This window comes from Pseudomonas sp. X4, from assembly GCF_040784925.1.
Classification (GTDB): domain Bacteria; phylum Pseudomonadota; class Gammaproteobacteria; order Pseudomonadales; family Pseudomonadaceae; genus Aquipseudomonas; species Aquipseudomonas putida_Z.
This window is the reverse complement of sequence record NZ_CP160798.1, coordinates 1,642,677-1,658,211: the sequence shown is the minus strand read 5'-3', so window position 1 is coordinate 1,658,211 and position 15,535 is coordinate 1,642,677. Positions and strand designations below refer to the sequence as shown.

The 15,535-nt window shown below is 55.7% G+C and carries 9 protein-coding genes and 2 pseudogenes; 7 read left to right on the top strand and 4 right to left on the bottom strand.

The window, feature by feature from the left end:
- Positions 1-414 precede the first annotated feature (414 nt).
- From ABX298_RS07250 to hrpB, 6 genes and pseudogenes are all read left to right on the top strand, one after another.
- A complete protein-coding gene (locus ABX298_RS07250) occupies positions 415-2,286 on the top strand; it encodes a P-loop NTPase fold protein (RefSeq protein ID WP_367394244.1) in 1,872 nt (623 codons plus the stop codon).
- The gene (qatB, locus tag ABX298_RS07245; RefSeq protein ID WP_367394243.1) at positions 2,267-3,169 is read left to right on the top strand and encodes a Qat anti-phage system associated protein QatB; all 903 of its coding nucleotides are present in this window, start codon (positions 2,267-2,269) and stop codon (positions 3,167-3,169) included. Before ABX298_RS07250 ends, qatB begins: the two co-directional genes overlap by 20 nt.
- A complete protein-coding gene (gene qatC, locus ABX298_RS07240; RefSeq protein WP_367394242.1) occupies positions 3,166-4,434 on the top strand; it encodes a Qat anti-phage system QueC-like protein QatC in 1,269 nt (422 codons plus the stop codon). The genes qatB and qatC overlap by 4 nt, the downstream gene beginning before the upstream one ends.
- 60 nt (positions 4,435-4,494) lie before the next feature.
- Positions 4,495-4,875, top strand: a pseudogene (locus tag ABX298_RS07235) (DEAD/DEAH box helicase); the annotation flags it as partial.
- Positions 4,876-5,314: 439 nt separating this feature from the next.
- Positions 5,315-6,994 (top strand): hypothetical protein, encoded by a 1,680-nt coding sequence (locus tag ABX298_RS07230; protein ID WP_367394241.1) that lies wholly within the window; start codon positions 5,315-5,317, stop codon positions 6,992-6,994.
- A gap of 57 nt (positions 6,995-7,051) precedes the next feature.
- Positions 7,052-9,586 carry an ATP-dependent helicase HrpB gene (gene hrpB, locus ABX298_RS07225; RefSeq protein WP_367394240.1) on the top strand — a complete coding sequence of 845 codons (2,535 nt, stop codon included), beginning with the start codon at positions 7,052-7,054 and terminating at the stop codon, positions 9,584-9,586.
- Positions 9,587-9,742: 156 nt separating this feature from the next.
- Here hrpB and ABX298_RS07220 read toward each other — a convergent pair.
- A pseudogene (locus tag ABX298_RS07220) lies at positions 9,743-10,677 on the bottom strand (gamma-glutamyltransferase family protein); the annotation flags it as partial.
- 396 nt (positions 10,678-11,073) lie between these two features.
- On the opposite strand from ABX298_RS07220, the gene ABX298_RS07215 reads away from it, so the two are divergent.
- Positions 11,074-12,045, top strand: coding sequence for an ornithine cyclodeaminase family protein (locus ABX298_RS07215; protein WP_367394239.1), 972 nt, complete (start codon positions 11,074-11,076; stop codon positions 12,043-12,045).
- A gap of 190 nt (positions 12,046-12,235) precedes the next feature.
- Here the strand turns inward: ABX298_RS07215 and ABX298_RS07210 are convergent, their stop codons facing one another.
- The 3 genes from ABX298_RS07210 to ABX298_RS07200 form a co-directional block, all read right to left on the bottom strand.
- Complete coding sequence (locus tag ABX298_RS07210; RefSeq protein WP_367394238.1) at positions 12,236-12,862, bottom strand: transcriptional regulator; 627 nt, start codon at positions 12,860-12,862, stop codon at positions 12,236-12,238.
- Between the two features lie 1,007 nt (positions 12,863-13,869).
- Complete coding sequence (locus ABX298_RS07205; protein WP_367394237.1) at positions 13,870-14,643, bottom strand: GNAT family N-acetyltransferase; 774 nt, start codon at positions 14,641-14,643, stop codon at positions 13,870-13,872.
- A 42-nt stretch (positions 14,644-14,685) separates the two neighbouring features.
- Positions 14,686-15,522: an oxaloacetate decarboxylase gene (locus ABX298_RS07200; protein WP_367394236.1), complete on the bottom strand. Its 837-nt coding sequence runs from the start codon at positions 15,520-15,522 to the stop codon at positions 14,686-14,688.
- Positions 15,523-15,535 lie beyond the last annotated feature (13 nt).

Sequence of the window (15,535 nt, the reverse complement as noted above, 5' to 3'; positions counted from 1 at the left end):
CATATGTCGGGCATGGATGGACGAGTGTTTGTGGGCGGCAGAGCTTATACGAGTTCTTCTGCTTTGGCCTCCGTAATTGCCGAAAGGTCAATCACGGGAGCGCCCCTATCTACCTGTACTGTATGCATGAACAGTCTTTGGTGCAAGAGGCAGTAACGGCTGCTTGTCCGTCGTCGCCCATGTCGGGCACCTCTCACCATGAGGTTTAGCAGAGAAAATCATTTCCGGAGCTCCTGGTGATCTCAAGCCACTGTGCGTGGTTGGCACACGAAGCCCTGCAATTTTCTGACGGGTGCCCCTTATTGATGCTGAGGTGCTGGCCCTCGTCGATGTAGTGGCCCTTTGCTCTGCTGAAGGGCTACTATGGCGCGTCACTGCCACCGCTTGACGCCATGACTTCCAGGGAGGGTCGCTATGTGGGTAGATAACGAGACAGAAACTGATTTTCTCAATTTCTCTGGTGTGGCAGATACGGTTGCCGAGATCATCTACTCCGCAAATGGCCGTCCCATTTCCATCGGGGTCTCGGGGGCCTGGGGTGCAGGCAAGTCGTCGATGATCAAGCTGATCCAGGCTTCGCTCAAAGACCCTCCCGAACGCAGTGAAAAGCCGGCCAAGGATTTCGTGTTCGTTGAATTCAATGCCTGGCTGTACCAGGGATATGACGACGCGCGAGCAGCCCTGATGGATGTAATCGCATCACAGCTTGAGGCTGAAGCCGAGAAGCGCAAGAAAGGGTTGGATAAAGTTGCTGACCTTGCTGCACGGGTCAACTGGCTGCGGGCAGCGAAGCTTGCAGGGAACACCGCGTTGTCCATCGCTACAGGTCTGCCAGCGCCCGGCTTGGTGGAAGGAATCGTCAGTCTCTATGACCGCCTCCGGTCTGGAGATGTCAGCCACGACACGGTGGATGCACTCCACGATACGGCTGAAGACGCGAAGGGGGAGGCGGAAAAGCTCTTCCGTAGTGCGCCTGTCAAGAAATCTCCACCCAAGGAGATTCAGGCGCTCAGGGACAATTTTGAAGCCATCTTGGACGAACTGGGTGTGACGTTGGTGGTGCTGATCGACGACTTGGATCGGTGTCTGCCAGAAACGACCATTTCAACCTTGGAAGCAATTCGGCTCTTCTTGTTCTTACGCAACACAGCCTTCGTGATCGCCGCAGATAACGAGATGATCAAGCATGCGGTACGCAAGCATTTCAGTGGCGTGCCCGATGATTTTCTCGTAACCAGCTATTTCGACAAGCTGATCCAAGTTCCTATTCGGGTTCCTCCTCTTGGTACGCAGGAGGTCAGGGCCTACATGATGATGCTGTTCCTAGAGAACAGTACGTTGCCTAAACCCGTGATCGAGGCTATTCGTCTCAAAGTCCGGGATCAGCTCCGGACAACATGGCAAGGGAATCGGGTAGATCGAGGATTCATGCAAGGCCTCTACGATGATTACCCTGCTGAGTTGATTGGCAAGTTCGATACTGCCGAGCGCTTGGCTGCGGTTATGACCTCCGCCTCCGGCATCCAGGGCAATCCGCGACTCATCAAGCGTTTCCTCAACGCGCTTGCAATCCGGATGAGCATTTCTCGCGCCCAAGGGGTGGGGGTTGACGAAGCGGTGCTCGTCAAACTGATGCTTTTTGAGCGCAGTGGCAATCCGAAGGCGTACGAAGAGTTGATGAAGGCTGTAGGCGCGGATAAACACGGCAAGCCAACGCTGCTTGGTGACTGGGAAGCGGATATCAAGAAAGGCAAATCCTTCAACCTTCAGCAGCCTTGGGATCAGCCCTTTGTGAAGGAATGGTTAGCCTTGCCTCCCGCGTTGGCAGACAAGGATCTACGAGGAGCGATCTACGTCAGTCGTGAGCATGCTCCGATCATCACGGATGAAGATCGTCTGTCCTCAGAGGCGGCTGAACTGCTTACCGCGCTGCTTGATATGCCTGAGATGGCTTCGCAACTTAAAGCGCGTCTGGGGGCCATTGCCCCCGTTGAGATCAACGTCTTGATGGATCGCTTGCTCGATAAAGCAGGTGCCGAACAAGAGTGGGGCGTACCTGACATTCTCGAAGCATTGCTCGTGGTGTCACGACTCGATGCGCAGCAGGGCCTTCGGCTGGCGGCGTTTCTCAAGGAGCGCCCACCTGTGCAGATTCAGGCAGGTATTGTGCCGAAGCTGGCTGATGAGACGTGGAAAAAGTCGGTGTATGAATTCTGGCTCGGTGTTGGTGTGAGCGGGCCGGTGAAGGCTGCGATAAGGAGAATCGATGGGAACGTCACAAAATAGCGATGGGCCAGGCAAAGGTGTACCGCTGGTACCTCCATGGACACCACCTTTGCCACCGCCCGTGCCGCCTTATCCACCGGAGCCTCTCAAGCCGCCTGCGGATGCCCCCACCGATGATGGCCCTCCGGATTCGGATCAGGATTGGCCAGACGACGAAGAGCAGGGCGATAAAGACCCTCATGTATCTCCTGAGGCCCCTGAGCGCCTAGCACCGCCGGGAAGGTTTGGTGGTGCCCGTCGAGGGCTGGGCGATTACGCGAGCAGCGGCGATCGTACTAGCTTGCGAAGAAGCCTTGGTGATTACGTCCGACAGGGGTATGGCGGGGCGAAAACCACGACAGCACGCTTTGGTGGAACCGCCGCCATCGCGGGTGTGTTCAGCAACACTCTGGAGGCCATTGCGCAAGGCGATCAATCGGCGCCAGGTGCGCTCGATCCTACGCTTTGGAGTGGTCGATCGGCTTCTGAAGTGATGGATGCTCTGGTTGAAGCGGTGCGTCCGGTCGATGGCTCGCAGGACGCCGAAGCTGAGCGTGCATCCATTAGAGGTTCGCTTTCGGATGTGCTTGTGCGATATCCCGATGCTGACCTCCTCGATCTCTCCGCTGAACAGCGGGCATTTGCGATTGAGCGTTTCACCGCGATGGATGTGTTTCATCGATATGAGCTCGACTTGGGAAAAACCGTCCAGCAAAAAGCGGACTCCGCAACGATCGCCATGCGTCGACTGAAGGAGATCAAGGACTACATCAAAGAGTCCGTTTCTGCTTCGTTCCGCAAGATTGCTGCCACGGGTGCTCGTTTGACGTCAGGCCGGATTTCCGAAGTTGTTCGGGCAGCCCTCCAGGAAACATTTGAAGTGTTTGAGGGGTACGTAGAATGAAGTTCATATGCGGCCCTGCGGGTTTTCACGTGCCTGGTGATGATGGCGCGATGCAGGTTGTGATTTACGGAAAAGCTGAGCCGGGGCAAGTTAGCGTTGGCGGATACGCCCGGGAGCTCATTGACAGAGCGCATCTAGAGATCAGTCCCCGTGCTTGGGATTTCCTGAGCATCGCACTCTCAGTCGTCGCAGCAGACTTCACTGCGATCCGAGCGCAGAGCGCTGATGGCTGGACGCGAGTGATCGAGTTGGAGATATCTGTCCAGGATCCTGTGTTCTGGAATTCGCAGGCACGTGGACTGGAGAACGCATTGCGTTTCCTCACTACAGACAAGTGGACGCTGTCATTTCACCCTGGTGGATTCGGGCCACCTGCACAGTTGCAGGCGCTTCATCCCACCGAGGATTCGGTGGTGCTTCTTTCAGGTGGGCTCGATAGCCTGATAGGTGCAATTGATCTGGTTGCACAAGGCGTGAGGCCCTACGCCGTCAGCCAGATTGTTCGGGGGGATGGGGAAAAACAGGATCACTTTGCCCAGAGTCTTGGGCTATCCAGGATCGGGCTCAACCACGTCACCCGATCTCCAGATGCGCAGGAGCCCTCCCAGAGGGCCCGCTCGATCATCTTCCTTGCCTTCGGATTAGCTGTCGCGACTTCACTTGATCGTTACCACCGTGGCGAAACGGTGCCGCTTTATATTTGTGAAAACGGCTTCATTGCGATCAATCCACCGTTGACCTCCTCTCGGTTGGGTAGCTTGAGTACCCGTACTGCCCATCCGGAGTATCTCGGGAGACTGCAAGAGATTTTCAACGCTGCCGGCATCAATGTACGAATTCAAAACCCGTACGCCTTGAAGACCAAGGGAGAGATGTTGGCCGAATGTCGGAACCAGGATCTGCTGAAGCAGCATGCTATTGCATCCACTAGCTGCGGACGATTCCAGCGTTTTGGATACAAACACTGCGGTCGATGCGTCCCATGTCAAGTGAGACGGGCTTCGTTCAAACGTTGGGCGGCGGTGAATGATGACACGCCATACGTGCATGAAAATCTGGGGCTGAGGGACAAGCAACATGCCTGGTTTGAGGATGTGCGCTCGGTTGGTATTGCCTTGGCTAATGTGGCTGAAAATGGTTTCGAGGAATGGTTGGGCCATAGCCTGTTCTCACCATTCATTCAGGATCGTGCCGGTTACAGGGCAATGCTTGCCCGAGGTTTGGAAGAGCTTGGGCAGCTTCACCGCAGCTATCAGCTGACCTAGTCAGCCTCCGATTCTGCAACTGAGTGAGCGTATACTGCCGCTCATGTTGCAGGAGTACACATGAGTTCGTTGCCTATCAACGCCGCCTTGCCGGCCCTTTTGAAAGCCCTCCATGAGCGGGATGAAGTGGTGCTTCAGGCACCACCAGGTGCGGGTAAAACTACCCGCGTCCCGCTTGCCTTGCTCGACGAAGCCTGGCTTCAGGGCCAGACCATCATCATGCTCGAACCACGCAGACTGGCAGCGCGTGCTGCAGCAGAGCGTATGGCAAGTGAGCTGGGCGAAAAGGTCGGCGAAACCGTGGGCTATCGCATCCGCCTGGACAGCAAGGTCGGGCCGAAAACCCGCATCGAGGTGGTGACCGAAGGCATCCTCACCCGCCGCCTGCAGGCCGACCCGGCGCTGGAGGGTGTGGGGCTGGTGATCTTCGACGAATTTCACGTTTCGCCACAATCCCTTCCAACGCCTTTATCTTGTCAAACAACGGATCAAGCCTCACCGCTTTGTTCTTGCTCTTGAATCAACCCCCTCGCTGCAGGCCACCCTTCGAGGGCTTCCCACCAGCTCTTCCATCATGATCAACGTTGGCGCGAACCAGAATCCCACGCCGGTAGGTGCCACGGTTTTGAATCTGAATGATCCCCATCGTCGTATGGAGCTCCTCGTCCATTGCAAAGCGTGTTGAGCCCAATGGGTCGCTATGGTGACGTAGGGGGGGGAGAGTTGGTCAACCGGGTTTCGCCTGACCCGGGCGGCGATGTAACTTAGCTATTCTCGCCCTCTGAAGGGCCTGCACTTGAGGTGGTGCCGGTGAGCTGGCTATCGGGTCTCCAGCCGCGACTTTCGACCATCACTCCGGAGCGTAACCAACGGGATCTTTATGAGTGGAGCTAAATCCAAGCGGAAGAAATCTGACTCGCCATCGGATGTTGAAATCCATAAACGCCATGACTTCACCCAGGCAACCGTGCAGCGCCTGCGAGATCGGGCTGGTAACGTTTGTTCATTCCCCGACTGCTATGTCCATACCCACGGCTCAGCCTTTACGGGTGATAAGGCTGTGGGAATAGGCGTGGCATGCCACATCAAAGCGGCTGCACCTGGCGGGCCTCGTTATGACGCCGAGCAAAATAAAGACCAGCGCCGCCACTTGGACAACGGCATCTGGATGTGTCAGACGCATTCGAGGCTGATCGATGCCGACGATTCTGCCTACAGCGTTGAGACGCTGCTGGAATGGAAGCAAAGAGCGGAGGCGCGATCAAACAGCCTTCTCAACCAGAAATCCTTCACCCAGAAGGAAGTGAACGCTGCGGTTGAGGAAGGGAATATTTCGATTGTCCAGCGCATGATGAACATGTCTACCGACCCCATCAATATGCCGTTAGACACGATGATGACGGGTTACGAGACTGCCTTGGAGGCCCTCGATCCGCGATTCAATGTCCAGGTAGACAGGGTTGGCGGCAACTGCCACCACTTCATTAGCGCAGCGCGGGAAAATGTCACCCTGAATCTCATCCTGCAGGATCTGGACAAGCTGGAAGGGTTCTACGAAGCCGAACGGGCGCTTTTTGAAGAGGGGCGGCAGATTGAGATCCCTGGCGCTCATGTGATGTTTGAAGGCTCCAAGTTGTTTGAGGCCATCCATCAAAAAATTCATCGGTCAGGGCAAGGCGTGCTGATCATGGGCGCACCGAAACGACCGTTGACTGCCAACCTCTATATGCGAACGACTGAAGGCCATGAGGTATCAATCGACACGTTCACTTGCTACTACACGTCAGGTAGCGTGCGCACCGTTTTCGAAGGTGAGGCGTTAGGCGGATTCTTTGCAGTCAAGGCGTCATGCGAGCACGACGGGACTGGTACGAGTTTCGACCTGAGGTTTGACGCTGAGGCTTGGCGGGGAAAAAATATCCTCGATCTACCACGCTTTTCACGGCTCGCGAAGGCTGCACCGTACTTTGGGAAGGGACGCTTGGTTGTTGAGATCGAGGTGGGCAACAACGCTGCATCGTTTGACACCAAAACGAGTCCGATCAACGAGGAGTACCATGCCCGGCTGCGCTGGCTGATCGAGTATCTAGGGTTTGCGCGGAAGGTGGCGGAGCAATGTAGCGAGGCTATTTTCTTGAAGAACCTGGATTTCGATCATGAGGTCTACTCAATTATTCGAAAGTACGCGGGTCTGATCGACGGGCCATACCTCAGCACTCGCAAGCCTGGTCTGTTGAGCAAAGGGCAGTTCGACTCTCAAGAAAAATGCGATTTCTCGGGTCTCAAGACTGGCGGCCTCCCACCCGTTATTACGGTGGCGCAAAAAAATAGCGTGTCGTTTGAGCTGTTCGGACAAGCCATTACCCCGCCTCGAATCGAGACCTTGTACACCGGGATCGAGCTTGTCGCGTATACCGATCTGGAAACACCCAGCCAACCCAAGACCGAGTTCTACACGACAGAGGGCTCCACTGTAACCATGCAGCTTCAGTCAGGGGATCCGTGGATCGTTCATGAAGACCTAAGCGTTCTTGACGAGCCGCTTGAGCTGAACGGCTGAGCGCAGCGAACCGGCTCTTCTGATTCGATATAATCGTGTCGATTCTCGGGAGACCCTATGAGTTCGTTGCCTATCAACGCCGCCTTGCCAGCCCTTTTGAAAGCCCTCCATGAGCGAGATGAGGTGGTGCTTCAGGCACCACCAGGCGCGGGTAAAACTACCCGCGTCCCGCTTGCCTTGCTCGACGAATCCTGGCTTAAGGGCCAGACCATCATCATGCTCGAACCACGCAGGCTAGCGGCGCGTGCTGCAGCAGAGCGTATGGCAAGTGAGTTGGGTGAAAAGGTCGGCGAGACCGTGGGCTACCGCATCCGACTGGACAGCAAGGTAGGCCCGAAGACACGGATCGAGGTGGTGACCGAGGGCATCCTCACACGTCGCTTGCAGAGCGATCCTTCGCTTGAAGGCGTCGGGCTTGTGATCTTCGACGAATTCCACCTGCGAAACCTCGATGCCGATCTCGCCTTGGCGCTGACGCTCAATGGTCGGGAGCTGTTCCGAGACGATGCTCCGCTGAAGGTGTTGCTGATGTCGGCGACGCTGGAAGGAGAAAGGCTATCGCGCCTTCTGAATGATGCTCCGATCGTAACGAGCGAAGGGCGGATGTTTCCAGTCACGACGATCTGGGGCAAGCCACAGCAGCCAGGCGAGTACATTGAGCCTCGGGTCATCAGCGCTTGTCTTGACGCACTGGCTGAGCAGCCAGGCAGCCTGCTGGTTTTCCTGCCGGGCCAGGCAGAGATTCGCCGCGTTCAGTCAGGGCTTGAAAACAGCCTAAATGCATCGGCGTTGCTGAAGAGGGACACTTTGCTCTGCCCGTTACATGGTGAGCTCGATTTGAGTCAGCAGCGGGCAGCGATCGAGTTAGCCCCGCCAGGGAAGCGCAAAGTGGTGCTGGCGACGAATATCGCTGAGACCAGTGTCACCATCGACGGCGTACGTGTGGTGATCGACGCGGGCCTTGAACGTGTTCCGCGCTTCGACCCTCGCAGCGGCATGACCCGTTTGGATACACAACGGATATCCAAGGCCAGCGCCACCCAACGGGCAGGACGTGCCGGACGTTTGGAGCCTGGTGTGTGCTATCGCCTGTGGTCTGAAGCTCAGCACGATCAGATGGCAGGCTTCAGTGCCCCCGAAATTCAGCAGGCAGACCTGACTGGCTTGGCGCTGCAGCTGGCCAAATGGGGCGTCAAGCCGAACGAGCTCGTGTGGCTGGATGCACCGCCCACTGCAGCATTTGCTCAGGCATGTGATCTTCTACGGCGGCTTGGCGCGATCCAGCAGGATGGTCAATTGACCAAACACGGACAGGCGATGGCAGAGTTACCAAGCCATCCCCGAATCGCCCACTTGTTGTTGCGAGGCCATGAGTTGGGGCTGACCGAGACGGCGTGCAATATCGCGGCCTTGCTTGGAGAGCGGGATATCCAGCGCGGAGGGGGGGCTGACTTACACAGCCGACTTGCCCTTTTGTCTGGAGAGCAGCGTGCACAGCGGGGTGAACAAGGCGGTACCCAGCGCGCGAGGCAGTTAGCCAGGCAGTACCGGTCGTTCCTGCGCGGCTCGGCAGCACTTGCCGTCGCTGATCCAGATCACCCGAGGTGGGTGGGGTGCCTGCTTGCATTGGCGTATCCCGATCGGGTTGCTCAACAGCGGCGTGCGGGTGGTGCTGAGTATCGTCTGGCGAATGGTCGCGCGGCGACGTTTACCGAGGCTGATGCGCTGATGAAGCATCCATGGCTGGTCGTTGCCGACCTTGGCAGCCGGCAGGGGCAACGAGAGGAGCACATTTATCTTGCAGCTGATCTCGATGAGATGTTGTTCGACACTGTCCTGAAAGAACAGGTGAGTCAGGTGGACGAGCTCGACTGGGATGAGCGTGAGGGCGTTTTACGCGCTGAGCGACAGTTCAAGGTCGGAGGCCTGGTGTTGTCGAGTGCTCCCCTGGCTAACCTTGACGATGAGGCACGCGTCCAGGCGCTGGTCAATTTTGTCCGGCGCAAAGGCCTTGAGCTGCTACCTTGGACGCCAGAGCTTCGTCAGTGGCAGGCGAGAGTAGAGTTGATGCGTCTGCTGGATGAAGAGGCAGGTAGCGAGAGTGAGTGGCCAGATCTTCGCGATGAAGTTCTGCTGGAGTCCTTGGGCGTGTGGTTGGGGCCTTACGTGGGGCGCATTACCAGGCTGAGCCACTTCAGTCAGCTGGATCTCGGCTCCATCCTGCGTAACCTTTTGCCTTGGCCATTGCCGCAGCAACTGGATACTCACGCCCCTCAAACCGTCTTGGTACCCTCAGGCTCAAACATTCGTATCGACTATAGCGAGCGGCCTCCCGTACTGGCTGTCAGGCTCCAGGAGCTGTTCGGACAAGCTGATACGCCACGCATTGCCAATGGGCGGCAGGTGCTCAAGCTGCATTTGCTGTCACCTGCACGGCGCCCAGTGCAGGTGACCCAGGACTTGGCTAACTTCTGGAGGTCAACTTACAGCGAGGTCAAGAAAGATCTCAAGGGAAGGTACCCCAAGCATTTTTGGCCGGATGACCCTATGGAGGCGCAAGCGACTGCCCGAGCCAAGCCTCGGGGGACGTAGCGAGCTGTGCCATGGAAAACCTCCAAGTAGCGACCGAAACTGTTGCTAGTGATGGTCGTTTTCGCACTGATCGTGCCGGCAATGCTCAATCTTCAGGGTGCGAAGCAACTCGATGAAAAGGAGGCTTAGGCCCCCTTACATGTCGCGTTGGGAGCATTAGTAACCCAAGGCTTGCCCAGTGCCACGGCGTGAATCGTTGGCGCCGTAGTAGCGGTTGTTACCCACAGGCTTGCCGTCTAAGGATGGCGCTCCTACCAAGATGGCCGCGACGTGGTTGAGAGGTTGTGGCCCAGTAAATTTGTGACCCCAACCTTCCAGGATTTTTCGCGTGTCGGCGCTGATCGTGAAGTCCTCAAGGTTGGTTTCCTCCGGCAGCCACTGCTGGTGGAATCTTGGTGCGTCGACTGCTTCCTGAATGTTCATCTTGTAGTCGATGGTGTTTAGGATCGTGAGCAGGGTGGCGGTGATGATCCGGCTGCCGCCTGGGGTACCTACGACCATCACCGGCTTGCCGTCTTTGGTCACAATCGTTGGGCTCATCGAGGACAGAGGAGTCTTGCCTGGGGCGATCGAGTTGGCTTCGCCTTGTACGAGCCCATACATGTTCGGTTCACCGACTTTTGAGGTGAAGTCATCCATCTCATCGTTGAGCAAGACACCGGTACCGCTAGCCATGACTACAGCACCGAACCAGTCGTTCAGGGTGTAGGTAACAGGCACTGCGTTACCCCACTTGTCGATGATGGAGTAGTGCGTCGTGTTGTTGCCTTCGTGAGGCGCTACGCCAGTACCGAGCTTGGAAGAGTCACCTGCCTTGTTGGGGTCAATCGCTGCGCGAGTCTTTGCCGCGTAGTTTTTGTCGAGCAGGCGATCAATCGGGTTCTTCACAAAATCCGGGTCACCCAGGTAGCTGTTCCGGACGATGTAGGCATGGCGCATCGCTTCGATCTGGTAATGCATGCCTTGGGCAGAGTGGTAACCCAGCTCGCCCATTGGATAGCCTTCAAGGATGTTCATGATCTGACAGATCACGACGCCGCCTGAACTGGGTGGGGAGCGGATAGCACATGGTAGCCACGGTAGTCGCACTCAGGGTACCGTCACAATCAAATAGTACGCGCATGAAATTACTCGATTTTGCTCAAGGGAATGCCAGCGTAGGGGGCCAGGTCGTCACTTCTCGCAGCAGGAGGGTATCGATTTGCGCACACTTCATTTGGGTGAAGAGGAGGTGGGTGATTTGGTGGCAGACGATAGGTTTAGCTAAACGAAATGTCAAATTATGGACGATAAGATTGGGCGGCGCGCAACGATGATGGGCGGAACCTGACGCAGTGAGACGGTTCTCAGGATCTGTAAATGCGGGTTTTCTTTCTGCAAAGCCTGTGGCGGAGCATGACAAACGGCTCAGATGAAATCTTTACAGGTAGTCCAGAGCTGGATAATCTGTCTTGCAATGCTTTTGAGCTCCTTAAGGCGTAGAAAAAATGTCCAAAATCGAAACGCTTAAATTGCTGGATAGAGACGGCGTCAACGCCCTCGTCCTACCTGAGCAAATCCTTTTTGCCGTGCGTGAAGCCTTTTGTCTTCACAGTGAAGGTAAAGGTCAAGTCTTTCCCATCGTACGTGAAGCACTGAGCACCGGCGGTATCTTCGGAATCAAATCCGGCGGTATTGCCAGTCAGAGCGTGCTTGGTTTCAAAGCCGCTGGCTTCTGGCCCAGTAATCGTGCGGTGGGTGGTGAGCCTCACCAAGCGACCATCATGCTGATCGACCCAGCAACAGGACGCCCCCTGTGCGTCATTGATGGCAATACCATCACCACTCTGCGCACCGGCGCAGCTGGTGCTTTGGGTCTTGAGAATCTTGCACGCAGTGATAGCTCGCATCTGACCGTTTTCGGTACTGGCGTGCAGGCAAGTATCCAGGTGGACTACGCCCTTCGGGTCATGCCCGGTATCAAAACCGTGAGCTACCTGACGCATGGTGCCAAACCAGATACGAACTTTGAGGCGCAGTTTGCAGGCCGCTGTTTAGTGCGCCATAGCGCATCGGAAAACGACGCTGTGGCTCAAAGTGACATTGTGATCACGGCTACTCCAGGTGGGCAGGTGCTGTTCGACCTCGATGCCGTACGTCCGGGTACACATTTCAACTGCGTTGGAGCCGATACCAAGGGCAAAAGGGAAGCCCCTGAGGGACTGTTGTCCAGGGCGAAGCTTTTTGTCGATGACAGGGCGCAAGCCACTCAGATAGGCGAAACCCAGTGGGCGCCTTCTACAAACTCAACGGAAATTGGTGATTTGCTGACAGGGAAGGTCGCATTTTCGCGCGCGGCTGAAGACATCACTGTCTTCGACATGACAGGGTTGGCGCTGCAAGACCTGACTGTTGCTCGACTGCTTTTCGAACAAGCAAAAATTGAAGGTGTGGGCCACGATATTTCCTGGCCTTGGTAATTAGTCGAGGACAATGACTAACGGCGCAAGAGTAGCTGTCGACCGTTTACGAGCGTTACCGTCAGATGCTCGATCGCGAAGTTCCGATTCTTAAAGGTATCGAAGACGATACTCTCGACCCCGATCGCCTTAATGCGCTGCTCGGGGCAAAAGGTTGCCCCGTTTGACCGAAGAGAAGCGTACCTGGCGGTCACTTGGTATCGCTATAGACCGTTGCCCGAGACACGCCAAGATGGGATGCCACGGTCTCCATAGCTTTCCTAATCTCGAGCAGGCCGGAGTCTTTCAGCTCCTGCAGAAGGATCCTCCGATCAGCGGTTTTGAGCGCACGAGGAGTGGTGGAAAGACGGGCAGCGAAGCTGTCGATTTTTGCGCGAATACTATCGGAACCGCCCAATTCCAGGGATTCATTCGGACGGTCACCACTGAATGAGCCAAAGTGGTCAAGCATCCCTTGTAGACCTCGAAAGAGGGTCAGGTCGATGTTCATGCACAGCGCTGCAACGTATCGGCCCGTGGAGTCCTTGATACCGATAGAGGTGCTTTTGACCTGGCGACCGTCTTTGAATTGATTCGGATAGTTCGCGATGATCTGCGGGAAAGCCGGGTCAGCGATCCTGGCAAGACCCAGCTCGGTTGCAGGGTGGCCCGTCGATCTTCCTGAGAGGTTATTGTGGATTGCTAGGATCGCGTGCTTTGGGTCTCTCAGATCGTGCAACACGACCTCGCAGAAGGGGCTGAAGGTAAGGCTTAAGCCTTCGGCAATTTTTTCCAGTTGGCTGATAAGCGCCTGCTGTTCAGGAGTAGTGTTTTTCATAAAATGGTGTCCAGCCTAAATAGAGTGTGTCAATCAAAAGTCAATGAGGGCGTGACTCAGTCCGTGGCCTTGTTAAATGAATTAAAAGAAATTGTTAGAAAACTGCAAAAAGTTTGCAATTTACGGGATCTGTTTTTCCGAATCGGTGTTAACAAGAGAATAGGTGCTGTCTCGAATTGCCAGTCAAGCAACACTCGGACGAGCGAACCGTCAGCTATTCCAGGAGCTGTCATTGATGGAACCAATGTGTATCACCGCATCACTGTTGCTCCGATCGGGCCAGTACATAATCCACCGTACCGTCCGTCTGGATAACCATTAAGGACTTTACGCGTGTAGTGGTAGACGTTAGAGAAAAGTACGGAAGGCTAGACTTTTTGTCAATTTCTGTACTAACTGAGAGCTCGGTTAGGCAGGTCATATGTCCCATTTTTCACGCAGCGCAGCGAATAACCATCTGGCCGGTGCAAACTGGTCAGGCACTACGTTGGGGCGCGGAGCGCGTGAATTACCAAACCGTCATCGACTACCAGTTGCACAGGGCTGGCACGTTGGGTCGTACACAGTACTGAACTGTCCAACGAATTGTTTGACCAGAAGGAATCGAAACAAATACTTCCTTCGTGGCAGTCGCGAGTTTTCGTTGGCTCCAAAGTCGCTCCAGACAAGGTGCTAGCGACGACGTAGCCAGGCCCTTGCCCTACCACCGCATCGTCCCCAGAATCTGGTCGCCGGCATATGCCGGCTCCTAGTGTTGGACGTACATCAGCTGTGGCTGTAGATAAGTTTCGGTTTGAAGAGATTGAACGTTGGCTACCGCGTTTCGAAGGCGTTGGGTCGAAGACACTTGAGATTTTCATGAGGGAGGCTGCGAGTATATTGCTGGTAGCTCGCTGCGGGAAATGGCCGATGACCGTATGCTGCCATCAGCTCAGGCAAGGCGGCCCTTTGGGGGCCGCAAAATCAACAGAGTTGCTGCCTTCAACCGGCTACGGAGATGTTGATTATCAGACGGCCTGTCTGAATGACGTCAACGAATGACGTTGCTTTCCTTCTTCGTCGAAGTTCTTTGGGCTCAGCCAGGCATTGAACGCCTCTTTGATGCCGGGCCACTCTTCCTGGATGATTGAATACCACGCCGTGTCGCGGTTTCGGCTTTTGTACACCACCGCTCTACGGAAGGTGCCTTCGTACTTAAAGCCGAGACGGACAGCTGCCTTTCGGGACGGCTCGTTGAGGTCATCGCACTTCCACTCGTAACGGCGGTAGCCGAGCTCATCAAAGGCATAGGCCATGAGCAGGTATTGTGCTTCGGTCGAAAGCGCTGATTGTTTGAGCAGCGGCGAGAAGGTAACGCTCCCAACCTCGATCACGCCCTGTGCTGGGTCAATACGCATCAGGGCAAGGGTTCCAACTGGCTTACCGGTAGCCAAGTCGATCACGGTGAAGTGGCGAGGGTCAGTGCTTTTCGCTGCGACCTCAGCGTAATCGCGGTATTGCTCAGCGCTTTGGAAGGGGCCAACAAAGAGGTAAGTCCAGTCACTGGCATCCGGTGCAGTGTTGTAGGCCTCAAACAGATCAGCAGCGTGAGCTTCGGCGTTCAGCGGCTCCAATCGGCAGTGGCGACCGGTCAGAGTCACCGATGTTGGTTGAGGCCTGGGCGTCCAATTTTCAACGGGAAAACCGATGTTTTGACCATACTCGTTTTGTCTTGCCATAATCGCCTGCTCTCCGTGGTTTAACAGTACTTTACCTAGACAATGGTTCTGTTGAAGATCCATTTCCGTGCTTTTTGGTGAGTCCAATCTTCTCGAAGGAACCGCTCAGCGAGAGGTTACGGAGCTGAAAAATTTGTTGAGATCGGCTCCGGTCGGAGCATCGAGGAATCCATCAAATCGACCCTCTTCAGTCATGATTCGAGCTGCAGAGATGAACCTTCCCCACGCAGCTCTAGCCAATGCGCCTCCCACGCTGATTCTTCTGACGCCCATCTCTGAGAGCTCTTCAACCGTCAAATCAGTGGCCCATCCGATCAAGACGTTCACGGGTTTGGGCGCAACCGCCTGCACGACTGCTCGAATCTCTTCACGAGTTTTGATGCCCGGTGCGTACAAGCAATCCGCGCCGGCTTCGGAATAGGCCACAAGGCGCTCAATCACATCGTCTAAGCCTGGGCGACCTACGAAGTAATTTTCGGCTCGCCCTACAAGGAGCGTGTCACCTCCATTGGCATCAATGGCCGCGCGGGCAGCGTGTAAGCGCTCTATAGCCTCCGATTTCTCTCGAAGGGGATTGCTTGGGTCGCCTGTCGAATCTTCGATGGATAAGCCCGCTATCCCAGTATCGATCGCTAGGCCGACGCTCTCGAAAACACCCTCTGGAGTAGCGGCAAAACCACTCTCGAAATCGGCATTGATCGGGAGGTCGCTCACTGCAGCCAGATGGCGCATATGGGCCAAAGTATCGAGTCGAGACAGTTGGCCATCTGCTTGTGCCTGCGACCATGCATAACCTGAGCTGGTCGTCGCCAGGGCTTTGTAACCGAGGCTCTCTAAGATGCGCGTACTACCTGCATCCCACGGATTGGGTAGCAAGAAGCACCCGGCTTTGTGCAGCTCGTGGAATGCTGTTCGTTTTTCTGAAGTCGTCAGCTGAGCCATGGCTCCTCCTTGT